14 protein-coding genes are annotated in these 18,712 nt (G+C 66.1%); 8 read left to right on the top strand and 6 right to left on the bottom strand.

Features of this window, described 5'->3' with window-relative positions:
- Positions 1 to 62: 62 nt before the first annotated feature.
- Complete coding sequence (locus tag ACYPYD_RS10525) at positions 63 to 743, bottom strand: response regulator transcription factor (RefSeq protein WP_036528359.1); 681 nt, start codon at positions 741 to 743, stop codon at positions 63 to 65.
- A 148-nt stretch (positions 744 to 891) separates the two neighbouring features.
- On the opposite strand from ACYPYD_RS10525, the gene ACYPYD_RS10520 reads away from it, so the two are divergent.
- The 7 genes from ACYPYD_RS10520 (at position 892) to ACYPYD_RS10490 (ending at position 9,331) form a co-directional block, all read left to right on the top strand.
- Positions 892 to 1,575, top strand: a complete 684-nt coding sequence (locus tag ACYPYD_RS10520; protein ID WP_008828632.1) for a response regulator transcription factor — start codon at positions 892 to 894, stop codon at positions 1,573 to 1,575.
- The gene (locus ACYPYD_RS10515; RefSeq protein ID WP_051587056.1) at positions 1,562 to 2,920 is read left to right on the top strand and encodes a sensor histidine kinase; all 1,359 of its coding nucleotides are present in this window, start codon (positions 1,562 to 1,564) and stop codon (positions 2,918 to 2,920) included. The genes ACYPYD_RS10520 and ACYPYD_RS10515 overlap by 14 nt, the downstream gene beginning before the upstream one ends.
- Before the next feature lie 68 nt (positions 2,921 to 2,988).
- Complete coding sequence (locus tag ACYPYD_RS10510; RefSeq protein WP_008828630.1) at positions 2,989 to 3,675, top strand: response regulator transcription factor; 687 nt, start codon at positions 2,989 to 2,991, stop codon at positions 3,673 to 3,675.
- Complete coding sequence (locus ACYPYD_RS10505; protein WP_459663048.1) at positions 3,657 to 5,078, top strand: HAMP domain-containing sensor histidine kinase; 1,422 nt, start codon at positions 3,657 to 3,659, stop codon at positions 5,076 to 5,078. Before ACYPYD_RS10510 ends, ACYPYD_RS10505 begins: the two co-directional genes overlap by 19 nt.
- 116 nt (positions 5,079 to 5,194) lie before the next feature.
- On the top strand, positions 5,195 to 6,226 hold the full coding sequence (locus ACYPYD_RS10500) for a YncE family protein (RefSeq protein ID WP_459663046.1): 1,032 nt from the start codon (positions 5,195 to 5,197) through the stop codon (positions 6,224 to 6,226).
- Between the two features lie 23 nt (positions 6,227 to 6,249).
- Positions 6,250 to 6,972, top strand: a complete 723-nt coding sequence (locus ACYPYD_RS10495) for a phosphatase PAP2 family protein (RefSeq protein WP_459663045.1) — start codon at positions 6,250 to 6,252, stop codon at positions 6,970 to 6,972.
- A 28-nt stretch (positions 6,973 to 7,000) separates the two neighbouring features.
- Entirely contained in the window at positions 7,001 to 9,331 is a 2,331-nt protein-coding gene (locus ACYPYD_RS10490) for a TonB-dependent receptor (protein ID WP_051587054.1), read from the top strand.
- A 53-nt stretch (positions 9,332 to 9,384) separates the two neighbouring features.
- Here ACYPYD_RS10490 and ACYPYD_RS10485 read toward each other — a convergent pair whose 3' ends face one another.
- From ACYPYD_RS10485 to ACYPYD_RS10465, 5 genes are all read right to left on the bottom strand, one after another.
- Complete coding sequence (locus tag ACYPYD_RS10485) at positions 9,385 to 10,992, bottom strand: ABC-F family ATP-binding cassette domain-containing protein (RefSeq protein ID WP_036528406.1); 1,608 nt, start codon at positions 10,990 to 10,992, stop codon at positions 9,385 to 9,387.
- 191 nt (positions 10,993 to 11,183) lie between these two features.
- Positions 11,184 to 12,380 (bottom strand): DUF2252 family protein, encoded by a 1,197-nt coding sequence (locus tag ACYPYD_RS10480; protein WP_459663043.1) that lies wholly within the window; start codon positions 12,378 to 12,380, stop codon positions 11,184 to 11,186.
- A gap of 125 nt (positions 12,381 to 12,505) precedes the next feature.
- Positions 12,506 to 13,558 (bottom strand): helix-turn-helix domain-containing protein, encoded by a 1,053-nt coding sequence (locus tag ACYPYD_RS10475; RefSeq protein WP_459663041.1) that lies wholly within the window; start codon positions 13,556 to 13,558, stop codon positions 12,506 to 12,508.
- Positions 13,559 to 13,586: 28 nt separating this feature from the next.
- Positions 13,587 to 14,735 carry an acyl-CoA dehydrogenase family protein gene (locus ACYPYD_RS10470; protein ID WP_459663039.1) on the bottom strand — a complete coding sequence of 383 codons (1,149 nt, stop codon included), beginning with the start codon at positions 14,733 to 14,735 and terminating at the stop codon, positions 13,587 to 13,589.
- Positions 14,736 to 14,737: 2 nt separating this feature from the next.
- Entirely contained in the window at positions 14,738 to 16,237 is a 1,500-nt protein-coding gene (locus tag ACYPYD_RS10465; RefSeq protein WP_069709471.1) for an acyl-CoA synthetase, read from the bottom strand.
- A 218-nt stretch (positions 16,238 to 16,455) separates the two neighbouring features.
- Between ACYPYD_RS10465 and ACYPYD_RS10460 the strand changes: the two genes are divergently transcribed.
- Positions 16,456 to 18,699: a TonB-dependent receptor gene (locus ACYPYD_RS10460; RefSeq protein WP_459663037.1), complete on the top strand. Its 2,244-nt coding sequence runs from the start codon at positions 16,456 to 16,458 to the stop codon at positions 18,697 to 18,699.
- The last annotated feature ends 13 nt before the right edge of the window (positions 18,700 to 18,712 follow it).

Here is an 18,712-nt window from a genome sequence, read left to right as displayed (position 1 = left end):
CGACGATGGAGCGTGGTTCGTTCGAACATTAAATCCGTTTTAGGGTCCGCCAATGCCCAAGATCAAAGGATGGGCGCCGCCATGCGATAGCCTGCCCCGTGAACGGTCTGGATCAACTGCTCCGGCGGGTCGCGATCGATCTTGCGGCGCAGGCGATGGATGTGCCGGTCGATCAGCGCGTCTATGGGCTCGAAATCGTAATCCCATGCCGCCTCGATCAGCATGGTGCGGGTGACGATCCGTCCGGCATTGCGCATCAGGAATTCCAGCAGCAGGCTCTCCTTGTGCTGGAGCACCACGTCCACTGCCCCGCGCACCGCGCGCCGGCTGGCCGGATCGAACGAGAGGTCGCCCACTTTCAGCACGGCATTCGACCGCGCGCGATCGGCGCGCCGCGCCAGCGCTTCGATCCGCGCGCTCAGTTCGGCGAAGGCGTAAGGCTTGGCGAGGTAGTCGTCGCAGCCGGCACGAATGCCCTCGGCCTTGTCCAGTGCACCCGAAAGGGCACTGAGCATCAGGACGGGGGTGTCGTTCCCGGCCTTGCGCATGGCCTGCACGATGGCGATGCCGTCCATTCGCGGCAGCATCCGGTCGATGACGGCGACGTCGTAGAAACCCTCCGTCGCCAGCATCAGGCCGGTCTCTCCTTCCTGCGCACGATCGACGACGTGGCCGCTTTCCTGCAGCCCGCGCACGAGGTAGGAGGCTCCGCGATCGTCGTCCTCTATGACCAGCAGCCGCATGAAGGGCGTTCGCTTTCGTGAAACCGATTTAATGTTTGTGCGAAGCTGTGAATCGCACGGCCATGGCATAGGGTGCTCTAGCAGCACCGGGGCTCTGCGTGCCATGCGGTTTCGTATGCACCCCAACGAAGGAAGCACGGACAGTGACATGGCGAGAATCCTGATCGTCGAGGACGACGCGCAGACCGCCGAGGAGGTGGCCGCTGCCCTGACCGACCACGGCCACGACGTGACGCTTGCCGGAACCGGCCGCGAGGGACTGCTGATCGCTGCGGCCGAATCCTTCGATGCGCTGGTTGTGGACCGGATGCTGCCCGGCGGCATGGACGGGCTGACCATCGTATCGACCTTGCGGGCGACCGGGGACGATGTGCCCGTCCTCGTGCTCAGCGCTCTGTCGGACGTCGGCGAGCGCGTAAGGGGGCTCAAGGCGGGCGGTGACGACTACCTGGTGAAGCCCTTCGAATTCCTCGAACTGACCGCTCGCGTCGATGCCCTGCTGCGTCGGCACACCGCGCCGCAGCGCGAAACGGTGCTGCGTGTGGGCGATCTCGAACTCGACCTGCTGACTCAGGCCGTGCGCAGGGGCGGGCGCAGCATCGAACTGCTGCCCCGCGAATTCCGCTTGCTGGAATACCTGATGCGCCACGCCGGACAGATCGTCACCCGCACGATGATGTTCGAGGAAGTCTGGCACTATCACTACGACGAGCCGACCAATGTGATCGACGTGCACGTCAGCAAGCTGCGCCGCAAGATCGAGCGCGCCGACGCGCCGCAACTGATCCAGACCGTGCGCGGCTCGGGGTACATGCTCCATGCGCCTGGTTGACCTTCCGCGCACCGGCAGCTTTCGGCTTGCCCTGCTGTTCCTGACGCTGTTCGGTGTGGCTTCGGCGGTGCTCTTCGGCTTCCTGTACCTGCAGACCGAACGCTTTCTGCTTGCCGGCATCGACAACTGGCTGGAACGGGAGGCGCCCGCCCGGTTCGATGCGGACCTCCCCGAAGTCCGCCGCCTTTTCACGCTTCACGCGGCCGACAATCGTGGCAACATGGAACGGGTATTCGTGCTCTATGCTCCCGAGGGACGGCGGCTGGCGGGCGACCCGCTGCCGCTGCCGGACACGCTGGAGACATCGGGCAAACCCTTTTTCATGACGGCTCGACGCGGTTCCAAGGTGCTGCGCTATCGCGGCGTGGCGCGTCGCTACCCATCGGGCGAGGTCGCGATCATCGCCGAAAACCTCCATGAATCGCGCGAATTCGACGAAGCCTTCATCAGTACGGCGGCCTGGGGAGCCCTGATCACCGCCGTGCTCGGCCTTGGCGGCGCCACGATCGTCGGGCTGGGAGCGGTGCGCCGCTTCGACGCCGTGGCCGACGCGATCCAGGAGATCGTGCGCGGCGACTTGTCGCGCCGATTGCCCGCGCGCGGCACGTCGGGCGACCTCGATCGCCTTGTCCATGTCGTGAACGGCATGCTCGACGACATCGAACGGCTGATGCAGGACGTGAAGGGCGTCTGCGACGGGATCGCGCACGACTTGCGAACGCCGTTGACCCGCATCCTCGCAGGACTGGAGCGTTCTCAGCGAAGGGCGGAAACGCGCGAGGACTACGCCCTTGCGGTCGATGACGCGATCGTCGAATTGCGCGGGGTACTGCGGACTTTCACCGCGATGCTGCGCATTGCCGAACTGGAGGACGGCGCCCGGCGCAGCGGCTTCTCGCAAGTCGATCTGCCGCTCATCCTGGCCGACGTGGTCGATTATTACGACCCTGCCGCCGAGGAGAAGGGCCTTACTCTGACCACGGCTTTCGATACCGAAGGGCGATGCACGCTCAACGGCGATGCGAGCCTGCTGTTCGAGGCGTTCGCGAACCTCATCGACAATGCAATCAAGTTCACGCCCGCCGGCGGCCATGTCGTCGTCGAACTGAAGAACCGCGCCGGCGGCCTGGAAGTCGCCGTGCGCGATACCGGATGCGGCATTCCGGCCGAAGAGCGCGAAGCCGTCTTCCAGCGGTTCTACCGCGCCGAACACAGTCGCAGCAGTCCCGGCAACGGACTGGGCCTTACTCTGGTGAAAGCCATAGCGCATCTCCACAACATGACCGTCCGCATCGACGCCCTGACGCCGGGCGCCCGTGTGGCGTTGATTGCAGCCGGCGCCTGAAGGTGTCGTGCGAACGTCACATTTGCGGTGCACTTCGGCGATGACATTTTCCCAACCATGGTAGCCAGATGCATTTGCTGATCGTCGAGGACGATGACCAGATCGCGACGTTCCTCGCACGCGGGCTAGCCGCGATCGGACACCTCGTCGATACGGCGGGGTCGGGAGAGGCGGCGATCGAAGCCATCGCGGCGCATCATTATGACGCCATGGTGCTCGATCGCATGCTGCCCGGGCTGGACGGTATCGAGGTGCTCCTGCGCAAGCCGCGCGACTTGCCGGTATTGATGCTCAGCGCTCTGAACACCCTGGACGACCGGATCGAAGGGCTGAATGCCGGTGCCGACGACTACCTCGTCAAACCGTTCGAAGTGGCGGAGGTCGCTGCCCGACTCAACGCCATTGCCCGGCGCTTTCCCGCATCGGAGCGTCCCGACGTCCTCGGGGCCGGTGACATCGAGATCGTGCTGACCACCTTGCGCGCGACCCGTGACGGCAAGCCGCTGCACCTGAACAAGAAGGAATTCGCGCTGCTGGCGGAACTGGTCCGCAATGCGGACCGCATGGTCACGCGCAGAATGCTGATCGAGCGCGTCTGGGGCTATTCCTTCGATCCGTCCACCAACATCATCGAAAGCAACATGAGCCGGCTGAGGGGCAAGTTGACCATCCACGGTGGTACGGATCCGATCGAGACGGTGCGCGGAACCGGCTACATCCTGCGCAACGCGGTGCCATGCCCGGAACTCGGCTGAACCCGCGCAGCGTATTCGGACTCGCCGGGCTGTTCGGTCTGGTGTTCGTGCTGGGCACGGCGGCGATCGGCGTCGCGACTTATCACTTTACCGAACGCGAACTGGCACACTCGGTGGACCTTCGCATCGAGCGCGAGCGTGCGCGGCTGATCGCTCCGGCAAACGGTATTGCGCCCGGTGCAGCGCAAGTCGCGCGCCGTATTCACGAATTCGCGGATCGCCGGAACATCAGCAGTGTCGGCTACGTCCTGCTCGATCGCAACGGCACGCGCCTAGCCGGGCACCTCGAGGTCAGGGGGGACGGGCAGGATCTGCACGACGTCGAGTTTCGCCAGTATGGCGGCGATTGGGGAGCGGCCCGCGCGGTATCCACGGTACTACGGGATGGAGGGCACCTTACCATCGTCGGCGAAAGCGAATCCGGCGAGGAAATGGGCAAGATCGTCTGGCGGATCGGCGGCACGGCGCTTGTGCTGGCGACGATCCTCGGCATTGGCAGCGCCGTATTGCTGAGCCATCTGATCAGGCAGCGGCTGGCAGCCAGCCTCGTGACGGCGCAGGCGATCATCGCCGGAGACTATTCACGGCGCATTTCGGTGGATCGTCTTGGAGGGCTGTTCGCAGAGCATGCGCGTACCTTCAATCACATGCTCGATCGTATCGACGCCCTGATGACCAATCTGAGGCAGGTGTCCAGCGATCTCGCCCATGACTTGCGTACGCCGCTGACCCGTTTGCAGGGCACCCTTAGCGAAGCCGGCAGCGAGGATCTGATCGACGAGGCACAGCGTCTCGCACTGCTGCGTTCGGCCGAACGCGAGATGGCGGGAGTTCTGGCGCTGTTTACCGCCATCCTGCGCATCAGCGAGGTCGAAGCCGGCGGCAGGCGTGCGCAGGTCCGGCCGACACGGCTGGATGTTCTGGTGGAGGACGTCGTCGATTCGTACGCTCCGGCCTTTGCCGACGCGAAGCGCGTGCTGCGGACCGGCTGCCTTCACCCCGTCACGTTGGAAGCCGACGCCGACCTGATCAACCAGATGCTGGTCAACCTTCTGGAAAATGTCCTGCTGCACACGCCCGCGGGCAGCGAGACCTCCGTTCTGGTGGAGATCGCGGAAACCGGGGCCGTGCTCATCGTGCGTGACGACGGGCCGGGAATCCCCGATACCGACCGCAAGAGCGTCTTCGGCCGGTTCGTACGGCTCGAACGCAGTCGCCATACCCCCGGCCACGGGCTTGGTCTGTCGCTCGTGGCGGCGATCGCGAAGTTCCATGACGCGTCGGTCGAACTCGAGGACGGGCGGCCGGGGCTTGTCGTCCGTGTCCGTTTTCCCCTGTCCGATGCATGGGGGAAGGCTAACGGCGCCGAACAGGCCGCCGAACATTCTAATCTTGCAATGTAACGGCTTCCCGGCGTCTTCGAGCGCTTTGCGTAACAGGACTGTCACAGGCAATTCCTAGCGGGTCCTTGTCTCGCCGGAACAGGATCGCCGGCCAATATCACAGGGATCACATCTTCATGGCAAAACATTGGGTCGTCGCGACGTGCGTCGCGGCAGGAGCGCTTGCGCCCGCTTATCTCGCAGCCCGTCCCGCCTCCGGCACCGGTTACGAACTGGCCGGGCATATCGCCGGTCCTGACGGCGGCTGGGACTATGCGACGGTCGATCCGACCACCGGGACGCTCTATGTTGCGCACGGCGATGCGATCACCACCGTCGATCTGGCTTCGCGCGCGGTCAACCCGGTGCTGGCGTCGGCCCATCACGCCCATCAGGTCCTGCGCATTCCTGGCAAGACGGAACTGTTCGAAACCGACGGTGATACCGGCACCACCCGCTTCGTCGATATCGCCACGGGCAAGGTGAATGCCGAAGTCGCCACCGGCAAGAAGCCGGACGGCGGCTTCTACGACAAGGCCACCGACCAGGTGGTGGTCATGAACGCGGCCGACGGCACCGTATCGCTCATCGATCCGGCCTCGCACAAGGTGACCGGCATCATCGAGGTCGGCGGCGGCCTGGAGTTCGGCGTGCCCGACGGCAAGGGCGGCGCCTACGTCAATGTCGAGGATCGCAACGTCGTGGTCGCGATCGACCTCAAGGCGCGCAAGGTCGTGAAGACCATCGCGCTGACCGGATGCGAGGGGCCGACCGGTCTTGCTCTCGTCGTCGGCGGCACGCGCCTCATCAGCGCCTGCGCCAACGACGTCGCGGTCGTAACCGACCCCAAGGCCGGGAAAGTCGTCGCCACGCTGGCGATCGGCGCGGACCCCGATGCCGTGATCGTCGACGAAGCCCGCCACCGCGCCTTCATCCCGAACGGCGGCAGCGGCACCCTTTCGGTGCTCGATATCGCGAAGCCTGCCGCCATCCGCGTGATCGGCACGGTGAAGACGCAGATCGGCGCCAAGACCGGCGCAGTCGATCCGCGCGACGGCCGCGTCTACCTGCCCACCGCCACGCTCGCCCGCCCCGAACCGGGCGCCAAGCGCGGCAAGCCCGTACCCGGCACCTTCAAGGTGCTCGTCGTCGCGCCCACCGCGTCCTGACCGACAGATCCGGAGACATTCCCATGACCCGTTTGCTTTCGACCACCGCCATCGCGGTTCTTGCCTGCCTCGCGCTGCCCGGCGCGGTATCGGCGCAGGCCCCCGCTGCCGCCCGGCAGTTCCAGGTCATCAAGCCCGGCACGCTCTCCGTCGCGGCCCAGCTTCCGGCGCCGCCCGCCCGCGGCTCTCAGGAAGAGAAGCTGGAGCTTCAGTATCTCCACGCGCTTGTCGCATCGACGTCCGTAGCGCGCATGGAGCAGGCCCGCGCTGACGATGCGCACGAAGACCCTTCGATCTTCGACGATGTGGTGGGCACCAGCCTGAAGAACCTCCCGGCAACCTGGGCGCTTCTCGAGACGGTGCAGAACGAGATCGAGGTCGCGGCTGACGATGCCAAGGAGCACTTCGCCCGCACCCGCCCCTGGGGCGTCGATCCGACCCTGCCGAACTGCGACGCGGGCAAGGGCAAGAAGCCGGCCCGCAGCTATCCCAGCGGCCATTCGCTGCTCGGCTATTCGAGCGGCCTCGTGCTGGCACAGCTGATGCCGGGCAAGGCGCCGGCGATCCTCGCCAAGGCCCGTGACTATGCACTCAGCCGCGAGATTTGCGGCGTCCATTTCCCGAGCGACACCGAAGCGAGCCACGTGCTCGGCTCGATCGTCGCCGAGCGCGTGCTCGACACTCCGGCCATCGCGGCAAAGGCCTCGGCCGCCCGCGCGGAACTGGCCGCTTTCGACAAGAACTGAACCGAATTTCTTTCATAGGGGCGACACCATGAAGAATGCCATCAAGTATACCCTGCTTGCGGGGGCGACGGCGCTCGCCTTCGCTTCGGCTCCGGCTTTCGCCAGCGATGCCGATGCGGATCCCTCCAGCACCCGCCAGTCCCGGGGCCAGGCCAACGACGCCAACGCCCTGACCACCTCGGACATCATCGTCACCGGCACGCACGAGACGGAGCAGGCCCCGTCGATCGCCTCGCTCGCGACGACCCAGCCGCAGGCAGCCGTTTCGCAGACCTATATCGACAAGGCCGCGCCGCTGACGGCGGACTTTTACCAGTTGGCCTCGCTGACGCCGGGTGTGACGCTGACCGGCGCCAACAACGGCATCGGCCTTGGCGAATCCAAGATGTCGATCCGCGGCTTCAAGGACGGCGAATACAACGTCACGTATGACAGTATTCCCTTCGGCGACACCAACAACCCGACGCACCACAGCACGGCCTTCTTCCCCTCGAACACGATCGAGACGGTCGTGGTCGATCGTGGCCCCGGCAACGCCAGCCAGCTGGGTCAGGCGACCTACGGCGGCAACGTCAACATGTACTCCAAGGCCGTGGCCGACGACTTCGGCGTTCGTGCCGACGCCACGGTGGGCAGTTTCGAGACCTATGTGGGCCGCCTCGCGGTGCAGACCGGCGCGATCGATGCGCTGGGTGGCGCCAAGTTCGTGGTCTCGGGCCAGGTGATGGATTCGCAGGGCGCACTGACATACAGCCCCACCCATTCCAAGAACATCTTCGTCAAGGGCGTGATCCCGATCGGCACCGCCAACACGCTGACGGTGCTGTCCACCTACAACGCCAATGTCTATTACGAATCCGACACCGGCTTCGGCACTTGCGGCACCGGCGCTAACAGCGGCGACATCACCGGCGAGAACTGCACGGTGGGCGGCATAGCCGATTTCGGCAAGCGCTACGGCAACACCAACGATCCATCGGTGACCAGCAAGTACGCGCAGAACTACTGGGGCTACAACCGCACCAGCAAGCAGACCGACTTCGAGATTGTCCGCCTGCAGAGCGACCTCGGCTCGGGCCTGACGCTCGACAACCGCGTCTACATGTATGGCTATACCAACCACACCAGTTCCGGCAACGACGGCACCGGCAACTCGGCCAACGTGGTGGTGCTGACGCCGGGCGGCAGCAAGACCGCCGGCGTTCCGGGCTACGACAAGCAGAACAAGTACCGCACGATCGGTTACATCGGCGAGGCGGACTACGAATTCGAGCACGGCCGCCTGCGCGTCGGCGGCTGGTATGAGCATTCGGCCAGCGATCGCCATCTGATCAACTACGACCTGTCGACGGGCAAGCCGAACTACATCGTCGGCAAGTCCAACATCGACTACATCCAGCATTCGGGATGGGACCAGTTCCAGCTTTTCGGTGAACTGGAATATCGTCCGATCGAGGGCCTCTCGATCACGCCGGGCGTCAAGTACGTGCACTTCACCAGGCAGATCGATGCGGAGGTGAACCAGAAGACCCACGCTCCGCTGAATGCCAAGGCCACCTGGACCGACGTGCTGCCTTTCCTGACCGCGAATTACCAGATCCGCTCGGACTGGACGGTCTATGCGCAGTACGCCAAGGGTATGTACGTGCCTGACTTGTCGAGTTTCTACTCGACGTCGTCTTCGCTCGGCAGTTCGCTTTCTGCGCTCCAGCCGCAGCGCAGCACCAACTACCAGATCGGCACCGTCTATCACGGCCGCCGCTTCGCGATCGACGTCGATGCCTACAAGATCGACGTCAACAACAAGATCGCCTCGCCGACCGTCGCCGGATCGGACTCCTCGCTGCTGGTGAACATCGGCAAGGTCAAGTACAAGGGCGTCGAAGGCCAGATCAGCGTGTTCCCGGTGACCGGCCTGACGCTGTTCGCCAATGCCTCGTACAATAAGGCCGAAAGCGGCACGACCGGCACGCAGATCGCCAAGACGCCGTACACCACCGAAACGCTCGGTGTGTTCTACGATCACGACGGTTTCTTCGCATCCTATACGCACAAGTTCACGGGCGCGCAGTATGCGACCGAAGCTGATACCAACGCCTCGTTCCGCCTCTATCGCTTGGCTGCGTACAATGTCGGGTCGCTGGCAGTGGGTTACGACTTCGGCAAGTACCGCGTGAGCCTCAACGTCTACAACCTGTTCGATGACGACCACGTGATCGAGGTCAAGAACAGCAGCAAGGGCGCGCCGACGACCGCTGGTCTCAACGGCAAGTCCGTGCAGTCGGGCTACGGCCCCAACGACCAGCTGCGCTTCAACCCGCCGCGCAGCATCCAGGGCACACTCTCGGTCAAGTTCTGAGGCGATGGCCCGTCAGGTGGGAGCACCTGACGGGGCTGAACCGCGACTTGCTTCTACCCCGCCGAGTGGATCGGGGAGTCACGCGTCAGCTCCACCGTCCTGGTGATACGAATGCGATCGAGGAAATGTCGGTCGTGGCTGACCACGATCAACGCACCGTCGTAGGCGAGCAGACCGGCCTCGATCGCGGCGATGGCATCGATGTCGAGATGATTGGTCGGCTCGTCGAGGATGAGCAGCGGCGGCGGGACGGGATTGCCGAGGACACAGGCCAGCCCGGCCCGCAGCATCTGGCCTCCGCTCAGGGCGTGGACGGCCTGGTCGGCGCTTGCCGCCCGGAAGCCGAAACGGGCAAGCGCGGCGCGGCAGGCATTGTCGTCGAGCCCCGGATTCAGCCGCATGAAGTTCTCGGCGATGGTGCTCTCTCGCTGCAGGACGCTGACCTGCTGGTCGAGCAGTCTGCCCGGAACATGCCGTTCCACGCGTCCCGACGATACCGCGAGTTCGCCGAGGATGACCCGCAGCAAAGTCGATTTTCCGCTGCCGTTGGCCCCGGTGACGGCGACCCGTTCGGGACCGGTAATGCGCAGCGACACATCGCGCAGCACCGGTGCGCCATCGCCGTAACCCGCCGAGACGTGGTCGAGCGTCAGCACCTCGCGCGATGGATTGAGGCCGGTCGGTGCGACCTGGACGGACAAGGGCTGCAGTACCTCGATCCGAGCCTTGGCGCGTTCGACCGAGAGGTCCGCCTCGCCGCGCTGCCGTTCGGCGAGGCGCCGGTTTTCCGCGCCGCTGTTCTCGGCCCGCTCGCGGCGGGCGCCGAGCAGGATGCGCGGCATCCCGCCGCGTTCGGCCTGTCGGTTGCCCGCGGCATCGCGCCGTTGCTGGCGTTCGGCGGTCACTTGTGCCTTGCGGGCCACGCTCGTCCGATGGCGCTGCGCCGCCGCCAGATCATGCTCGGCGGTAGCGAGTTCGACGGCCTTGCGTGCGCTGTAATCGCTCCAGTTGCCGCCGTACCGCGTCGCGCCCAGCGAAGTCAGTTCGACGATCGCGTCCATGGTATCGAGGAGTTCGCGGTCATGGCTGACGACGATAGCGCCCGCACGCCAGTTCGCCAGCATATCGACGACGGCGGCTCTGCCCCCGGCGTCGAGGTTGTTCGTCGGCTCGTCGAGCAGCAGGAAATCAGGTTCGGCGAAAACCAGCCCGGCCAGTGCCGCGCGTGTCCTCTGCCCGCCTGACAGGCTGGCGAGCGGCGTATCGAGAGGCAGATGCAGTCCCAGTCCGGCGAGCGCATCGGCCGCGCGGGCTTCCAGCGTCCAGTCGGCATCGCTCAGTTCGTCCATCGTCGCGATGCCGGCCTCGGCCCTGCGAAGGACCGCGAGCGCAGCGGCGGCACCGAGAACGTCGGCGACGGTTTCACCCGGCGCGGTCTGCACGGTCTGCCGCAACAGCCCCACCGTGCCATGGATGCGGACGCCTCCCCTGGAGGGGGACACGCCGCCGGCGATGATACCCAGCAACGTCGATTTGCCGATGCCGTTGCGTCCGATCAGCCCGGCGCGTTCCGAGCTGAAATCGAGCGTCAGGTCATCGAGAACGCGTCGGCCGTCAGGCGCGGACCAGGCGAGATGGGAAACGGAAATTGAGGCAGGCATGAACACGGGTTTCCTTGGCGGCAAGGCAAGTAGGCGATGCGGTCAGGGAAAGGTTCAAGGTTGCGCACTCCGTATTGGCTGCAGCAGGAGATAGCCATTGTTCGCCGAGACTGCAATCCTGAGGATAGACGACGCATCGTCCGCCATGGCCGCCGATCATCGACGCTTTTGATCCAAGTTTCGCCAACCCGTCATGCGCCCAGTGCATGCACGCGGCAGTGTTCGAGATAGCCCCTCTCATGCCGTCCGGCGAGATCGACGACCGTGCGCCACAGCCATGACGGCGCGTCGAGGCCTCCCGACCGGCCGCGCTGCAACGTTCGCGCCCAGGACCGTCGGGTCGCCGGGTCCATCTGCCGCGCATGGGCCTTGCCGACGACCCAGGCCAGATAGCGTGCGGATTTGAGCGCTTCCGCGCGGGAGAACTGCTCGACCTCGATCTTGAGGTCCTGCGGCATGAGTTCGCGCACGAACAGCGAATGTCCGTGCAGCCGGGCCGTCGCCATACGGCCGCCGAGATAGGGCGACAAGGCGCGCGCAGCGGCAAGGACGCGCTCGGCAGGGTCTTGCGGCATTTGCGCGTCTTCGGCGGCGGGGGCGATCGGTTTGATCGCTTCCTTGATATCGACGAGGGCGTGGTCCGTCCCGCGTTCCCCGTCGAGGGCGACGATGGCCGCATAGCGCATCAGGCCCAGCGAACTGCAGCCCTTCATCCAGTATGCCGCATCGACCATGACGGGGCGCCGTTCCTCGCCCTTGCTATCGAGCGACAGGATCATGCGGCTTACCGGCCGGTGGGTCACGATTTCGCGAAGGCCGGTCGCCTCTTCTTCGCTCAAAGGCCAGAACCGGCGACCCAGGGGAATCCGGGGCTCTACATCGTCGAGCCGTTCTTTCGCCAGGTGCCGCCATTTCCGGCCGACGGCGCGGCGACGTACCACACGCACGATGTCCGGTTCGCCATCGCCGTCTTCTTCGCCGTTCTCGGGTCCGACGAAGGCCTGTTCGTAGCCGTCCACCATCTCTTCCATCATGCGCGCCGTGACGACGCCCGGCAGGTCCGATCCACGGGCCGCCGTGGCGAGCGATAGCCCCAGCCTGATGAGGTCGTGGGCGGGATTGCCGATGACCGCCTGGTCGAGGTCGCGGATCTGGATCGCCACTTTGCCGCCGCCGTTGGAGATCGGCCCAAGATTGCCGAGATGGCAATCGCCGCAGATCCAGACCGCAGGACCTTCCGGGACGATGCGGTCGCCGCCCTCCTCGGTAAGCCAGCGGTAGAACAGCAGCGTATTGCCCCGGACATAGGCATGGGCGGACCGTGCCATCTTGAGATCCCTGCGGGCATGAAGGGTGGCGAGGCGGTCTGACGGCACGATGAATTTCATGACGTCACGAACGAGCAATGATTGCGCGTGTTCCGGCGCCGGTGCGCGATTGCCGGATCGACGCTGCCGCCGGGCCGGGGCGGGATGCCGGAAATTGCGCCTCGACCAGAGGCAGCTTGCCGCTTTCAGCCCTGCATCCGCCGGTTCCGGTAGCAGGATGGAGTCTCGCCGCAGAACTTGAGGAAGGCGCGGTTGAAGCTGCTCTGGCTACCGAAGCCAAGTAGTTCCGCGATCACGTTCATCGGCGCATCGGACTGCGAGAGCATCTGCTGCGCGCGCTCCAGCCGGGTCTTGAGCACGAACTGGTGCGGCGTCATCTTGGTCGCCTTGCGGAACACGCGGCACAAGTGCGACGGCGTGATGCCGGCGTCGGCGGCCATCTTCTCCAAGCTGTGCTCCGCCTCGGGATGGCGGCGGATGGTATCCATCATGTGGTGGATGCGGTAGGAGGAGAACGCCGAGACCGGGAAGTCCGCCGCCGTCGTGCGCGCCGGGCCGCGCAGCATGTGCGCCTTCAGCGCGTCGATCAGCGAGGCGACGTAGATGTCGCGGGCGCCCGATTCCGGTTCGTAAAGCTCGGCCAGGATCTGTCGCGAGAGGGCGGAGCCGAGCGGGTCGTTGAAGGCGAAGCGCATGCGCGAGAACTGGTCGAGCACCGAGGCCGAGCGCAATTCGTCGGAATCGATGCTGAGGGTGATGACGTCCAGTTCGCCGTCGACCAGCCAGCGCGTCTGCATCGTCGCTGGCACGATGGTCGCCGCACCGGGGTAGGCGGCGTCGTCGCTCCAGCCGTCGCGGTCCCAGGTGCGCACGTTGGCCTTGCCCGCAAGCTGCACCACGAACAGCGGGTCGGGCAGGCCGGGCAGGGCGTAGCTGCCCACGAACTGGCGCCAGCGGCTGAAACGCCAGCGACCGTCGCTCGATTCCAGGCTGACCTCCGGGCCGCGCCGCAGGGTGTCGGCAATGATCGCCTCGCCGTGCCATGTGCTGGGCGAGGCGATGTCGCATGCGGCGATCATCGCGGTGTGCCCTGCGCGGTGGCTCGCGATCGCTGCTCTGGGCAGATCGTGGCGATTGCGTCCATTGTCATCCTTTTCCCGGTCCGGCAGCCAGGGCTGCTCTTTCGATCCGGACAGGGTAACGCAAAATCCGCGCAACGCCTTGTCGAAAATGCGCATCGATTTTGACGTTTCTTGATCAGCCGGACTACGGCACTCCCCGTTCGTCCAGTCCCATGCTGCGCGCGATGATCTCCAGCATGATCTCGTTCGATCCGGCGAAGATGCGGCTGATGCGCGCGTCGGTGTACATGCGGCTGATGCGGTACTCGCCCATGTAGCCCGCGCCGCCGTGGAGTTGGACCCCCAGGTCGGCGGCCTCGCCCTCAAGCTCGCTGGCCACCAGCTTGGCGGAGGCCGCGTCCTCGGGCGTCAGGCGCGCGGCGTTGGCTAGGAGCACCAGTTGGTCGATCCACGCCTGCGCCGCGTCGATCCGGCTGCGCAGCGCGGCAAGGCGGAAGCGGTTGTGCTGGAACAGGCCGATGGGGCGTCCGAAGGCGGTGCGGGTCGCCGCGAAGTCCAGCGTCAGCGCCAGCGCGGTCTGTGCCGCCGCGATGCTGGCGATTGCCGCGATCAGGCGCTCGGTGGCAAGAAAGCGCATCAGCGCGGGCATGCCCGCCTCGGGATCGCCGAGCACGTTGTCGCGCGGCACCTGTACGTCGTTGAAGAACAGCTCGGCGGTATCCTGCGCGGCGAGGCCCATCTTGCCCAGCTTCCCGCCTCGCTCGAAGCCCTCCATGCCGCGTTCGACGACGAAGAGACCCAGCGTCTTCTCTCCCGTGCGCGCGGCGACGACCACCGCGTCGGCAAGGATGCCGTTGGAGATGTAGGTCTTGGCGCCGGTCAGCCGCCAGCCGTCGCCCTCCCGGACGGCGCGGGTGCGGATCGCCCGCAGGTCACTTCCGCTGCCGGCCTCGGTCATCGCGATGGCCAGGATCGTCTCGCCCGAGACCACGCGCGGCATCAGCCGGCCCTGTAGGGCCGGCGTGCCCAGCGCGGCGATGTAGGGGGCGACGAGATTGCTGTGCAAGTGCAGGTAGAACCCCGGCTCGCCGCCGCGCACGTTCTCCTCGATGACGATTTGGTCGAACCGCAGGTCGGCCACGCCCGCGCCGCCGTGGGCGGGGTCGGCCCAGAGGCACAACAGTCCGGCGGCCCCCGTCTTGCGGTACACCTCGCGCTCGACGATGCCTTCGCGCCGCCAGCGCTCGGCGTGGGGAGCGACTTCGGCGGCCATGAACCGCGCGGCCGAGGCGCGGAACAGGTCGTGCTCCTCTTCGAAGATCAGGCGTTGCACGGTCAGCGGGCCTTGAATTCGTCGATCAGCTTGCGCTTCATGAGCTTTCCGGTGGGTTCGCGCGGAAGTTCGTCGCGGAATTCGAAAGCCTTGGGCGTCTTCACGCTGCCCAGCGCGGCGCGGGCGAAGGCGCCGAGTTCCTCCGCGAGCGCAGGGCCGGAGGCTACCCCCTCGGCGGGGCGGACGATGGCGAGCACGCATTCGCCCATCTCCTCGTGCGGGACGCCGATCACCGCCACGTCGGCGACCTTGGGGTGGGTGACGAGGTGGTTTTCGATCTCCTGCGGATAGATGTTCACCCCGCCCGAGATGATCATGAAGCTGCGCCGGTCGGTGAGAAACAGGTAGCCGTCCGCATCGACGTGGCCGACGTCGCCCAGCGTCGCCCAGCCCCGGTCATTGTGCGCCGTGGCGGTCTTCTGTGGATCGTTGTGGTAGACGAACGATGGCCCATCGGCGAAATAGACGTCGCCGGTCGCGCCGGGAGGCAGTTCGCGGCCCTCGGGATCGAGCACCTTCACCTTGCCGAGCACCGCCTTGCCGACCGAGCCGGGGCGCGCCAGCCACTCGGCCGAGGACAGCGCGGTGATCCCGCAGCATTCGGTGCCCGAGTAGTACTCGTGGACGATCGGCCCCCACCAGTCGATCATCGCCTGCTTGACCGGCACCGGGCAGGGCGCGGCGGCGTGGATCACCGCTCGCAGCGAGGAATGATCGCGCCGCGCGCGCGCTTCGGGCGGGAGTTTCAGCAACCGCACGAAGTGCGTGGGCACCCATGTCGCGTGGGTGATGCGGTGGCTCTCGATGAGCGCGAGCGCTTCCCCTGCATCGAAGCGCTCCATGATGACCACGGTGCCGCCGAGCCGGTGGATCGTCATCGCCCAGCGCAGCGGCGCCGCGTGGTAGAGCGGCGAGGTGGAGAGGTACACGGTGTCCTCGCCCATGCCGTAAAGCGCAGTGCCCATCGTTTCCAGCGGCGTCGTCTCGTCCAAGGGGCCTTGCGGCAGCGGCGGCTTCACGCCCTTCGGGCGGCCCGTGGTGCCCGAGGAATAGAGCATGTCGGTGCCCGCGCTCTCGTCCTCCACCGGCGTTTCAGGCCAGGACGCGGCCGTGCTGCGCCAGCGGCCGGCATCGTAGCTCTCGACGCCGGGCGCATCGCGCAGGGCTTCGGCGGCGAGGGGGGCGAGGCGGTCGGAGTGGACCAGCAGGCGCGCGCCGGAATCGCGCAGGATGTAGGCGATATCGGCTGCGCCCAGCTTGGTCGAGATGCTGGTAAGGTAGAGCCCGGTGCGCTGCGCGGCCCAGGCGACGTCGAAGATCGCGCTCTCGTTGTCCATCAGCAGGGCCACCACGTCGCCGCGCTTCGCGCCGAGGTGGCGCAGCAGGTGGGCGCCGCGATTGGCGGCGGCTTCCAGTTCGCCGTAGCTGACCGTTTCTCCCGTCGCCGGAATGACGAGGGCGGGGCGCTGCGCATCGCTGAGGGCGAAGGGCCTGGGGTGCATCGATGAAACCTCTCTCGGGCAAGTTCGGGCGCGGACTCTGTCGATCCGCCGTCGCCGCGACATTGGGGCGCAAGGGGGCGAGGGCTCAAGGCGAGCGCAAGAAATGACAAAAACGGGATCAAGCCCGGTTAAAGCCATGGAGGCTCGCAGCGGCTAGTCATGGGGCAACCCGACGAAGCCCCTGAGATGAAAAACGGGGCGAGGGAGGAGAGGTAGAAATGAACATCACCAAGGCTGGAATCGCGTCCGTCATCCTGAGCTGCGGCGTTTCCAACATCGCGCTGGCGCAAGAGGCGACGCAGGCTCCGCAGGCCAGCGAAGCGGTTGCCGGAGACATCATCGTCACCGCGCAGCGCCGGTCGCAGTCGCTGCTCGACGTGCCGCTGGCGATCTCTGCGCTGGGCGGTGACGCACTGGAATCAAAGGGAATTACCAACTCCGCCTCGCTGGCGACGGCAGTGCCGAACCTGCAGGTCAGCAGCTCGTTCGGGCGCACCCAGCCCAACTTCTCGCTGCGCGGCATCAGCGTGGCGAACGAGTTCAATTCCAACCAGGCATCGCCGGTCGGCGTCTATATCGACGACGTCTACATCGCCGCGCGCACCAGCCATGGCATGGGCCTGTTCGACCTCGACCGCGTCGAGGTGCTGCGCGGGCCCCAAGGCACGCTGTTCGGCCGGAACACGACCGGCGGCGCGATCAATTTCATCACACGCCAACCCAAGCTGCAGGGCACCGAGGGCTACCTTCAGGCGGGCTACGGCAACTACAACACGTTCAAGGCGCAGGGCGCGGTCGAGACAACCATGGTCGAGGATGAACTCGGCCTGCGCATCGCCGCGAACTACGAAAAGGGCGACGGACAGATCCGCAACGTCTACCCCGGCGGCCGCGACGCCAACAGCGTGGACTCGCTGCAGGGCCGCGTCGCCCTGCGCGCCAAGCCCGGAAACGGCGCCGTCGACATCAAGATCCGCGCCTATGCCGGACGCGATCGCGGTACGCAGGCGACCCCGCTCGGCATCCCGAGCGAACGCGCCGCATCGAACCTCGGCTTCTTCGAGATCAACGAGAACCGCGTCGGCCTCAGCCGCACCGACGCATGGGGCATCGCGGGCAACGTCTCGGTGGAGTTGAGTCCCACCGTCACCTTCACCTCGATCACCTCGTATGACGGCGGCAAGCTCGATCTCGATCAGGCGGCTGATGGATCGCCCAACGACGTGCTCGATATCACGTGGCAGTCCGGCTTCCGCCAGTTCAGCGAGGAAGCGCGGATCAACTACGAAGGCGATGCGCTGAAACTCGTCGGCGGCCTGTTCTATGGCTGGGACCGCACCGTCACCGACAACCGCTTCAACATCGGCAGCGCGCTGGGCGTGGGCGTCGACGGCGGGTTCTTCCAGCACTACCGCCAGAGCCGCCGCTCCTACGCCGCGTTCCTGCAGGGCGACTATGACCTGACCGACAAGCTCGTCCTCACGCTGGGCGCGCGCTACACCTGGGATCGCGGCCAGTACCGCGACGGCTATGCCTTCCTCTTCGCGGGCGGCGTGGACGATGCGATGACGCCGATCGCCTCGACCGTGCCCTGCAGCGGCGCACCGGGCACTTGCGCCTACGACCCGAACGCGCGCTTCAACCTCGACGGCAAGAACAACGCGCTGACCGGCCGCGCGGCGCTGAGCTACACCTTCGACAACGGCCTTCTGGTCTATGCCAGCTACAGCCGCGGCTATCGTTCGGGTGCGTTCAACGGCGGCAGCTACACGTCCTCGGCAGGCGTCAACTACGTTGAGCCGGAGCGCGTCAATGCCTACGAGGCGGGCGTGAAGGGTCGCCTGCTGGGCAACATGCTGACGCTTTCGGCGGCCGGGTTCTACTACGACTACACCAACCAGCAGGTGCAGGACTTGCGCGCCGGTCCGGTCAACTTCCTCGTCAATGCGCCCAAGGCCGAAGTCTACGGCGGCGAGATCGAGGCCACCCTGCGCCCCGCACCCGGCTTCACGATCAATGCCTCGGGCGGCTACCTCCACGCCACGTACAAGGAACTGTCGCTGCAGGGCGTCGACCTGTCCGGCAACGCGCTGCCCTTCGCTCCGCGCTGGACCGCGCAGTTCGGAGTAGACTGGAAGGTGTTCGACACCGGGCGTGATAGCGTGACCTTCTCGCCCTCGGTCAACTACTTCAGCCGCCAGTACTTCTCGCCCTTCAACACGACCGACGTGGCGGGCACGGGCCAAGTCAATTCCGAACTGCAGCAGGGCGCCTATGCCAAGGTCGATGCGGCGCTCGTCTGGCAGCATGACAACATCGAACTGCGCGGCTGGATCAACAACGCCTTCAACCGCAAGGTTCTGGCCTATGGCCTCGACCTGCGCGGCGCTGGCTTCAACTACAACCTGCTCGTCCCCGCCGCGCCGCGTACCTACGGCGTGACCGCGCGCGTCAGCTTCTGAGCGGGAGCCGCGC

The sequence above is a fragment of the Novosphingobium sp. 11B genome, from assembly GCF_054589055.1.
Note: the sequence above shows the minus strand (reverse complement) of the source record. Positions and strands in the feature narration are given on the sequence as shown.

Bases quoted from the DNA above. Each gene is read 5' to 3' on its own strand.
- ACYPYD_RS10480 (WP_459663043.1), bottom strand. From the start codon at position 12,380: ATGAAATTCATCGTGCCGTCAGACCGCCTCGCCACCCTTCATGCCCGC.
- ACYPYD_RS10505 (WP_459663048.1), top strand. From the start codon at position 3,657: ATGCCCGGAACTCGGCTGAACCCGCGCAGCGTATTCGGACTCGCCGGG.
- ACYPYD_RS10495 (WP_459663045.1), top strand. From the start codon at position 6,250: ATGACCCGTTTGCTTTCGACCACCGCCATCGCGGTTCTTGCCTGCCTC.
- ACYPYD_RS10460 (WP_459663037.1), top strand. From the start codon at position 16,456: ATGAACATCACCAAGGCTGGAATCGCGTCCGTCATCCTGAGCTGCGGC.
- ACYPYD_RS10485 (WP_036528406.1), bottom strand. From the start codon at position 10,992: ATGCCTGCCTCAATTTCCGTTTCCCATCTCGCCTGGTCCGCGCCTGAC.
- ACYPYD_RS10475 (WP_459663041.1), bottom strand. From the start codon at position 13,558: ATGCGCATTTTCGACAAGGCGTTGCGCGGATTTTGCGTTACCCTGTCC.
- ACYPYD_RS10515 (WP_051587056.1), top strand. From the start codon at position 1,562: ATGCGCCTGGTTGACCTTCCGCGCACCGGCAGCTTTCGGCTTGCCCTG.
- ACYPYD_RS10510 (WP_008828630.1), top strand. From the start codon at position 2,989: ATGCATTTGCTGATCGTCGAGGACGATGACCAGATCGCGACGTTCCTC.
- ACYPYD_RS10525 (WP_036528359.1), bottom strand. From the start codon at position 743: ATGCGGCTGCTGGTCATAGAGGACGACGATCGCGGAGCCTCCTACCTC.
- ACYPYD_RS10500 (WP_459663046.1), top strand. From the start codon at position 5,195: ATGGCAAAACATTGGGTCGTCGCGACGTGCGTCGCGGCAGGAGCGCTT.
- ACYPYD_RS10520 (WP_008828632.1), top strand. From the start codon at position 892: ATGGCGAGAATCCTGATCGTCGAGGACGACGCGCAGACCGCCGAGGAG.
- ACYPYD_RS10465 (WP_069709471.1), bottom strand. From the start codon at position 16,237: ATGCACCCCAGGCCCTTCGCCCTCAGCGATGCGCAGCGCCCCGCCCTC.
- ACYPYD_RS10490 (WP_051587054.1), top strand. From the start codon at position 7,001: ATGAAGAATGCCATCAAGTATACCCTGCTTGCGGGGGCGACGGCGCTC.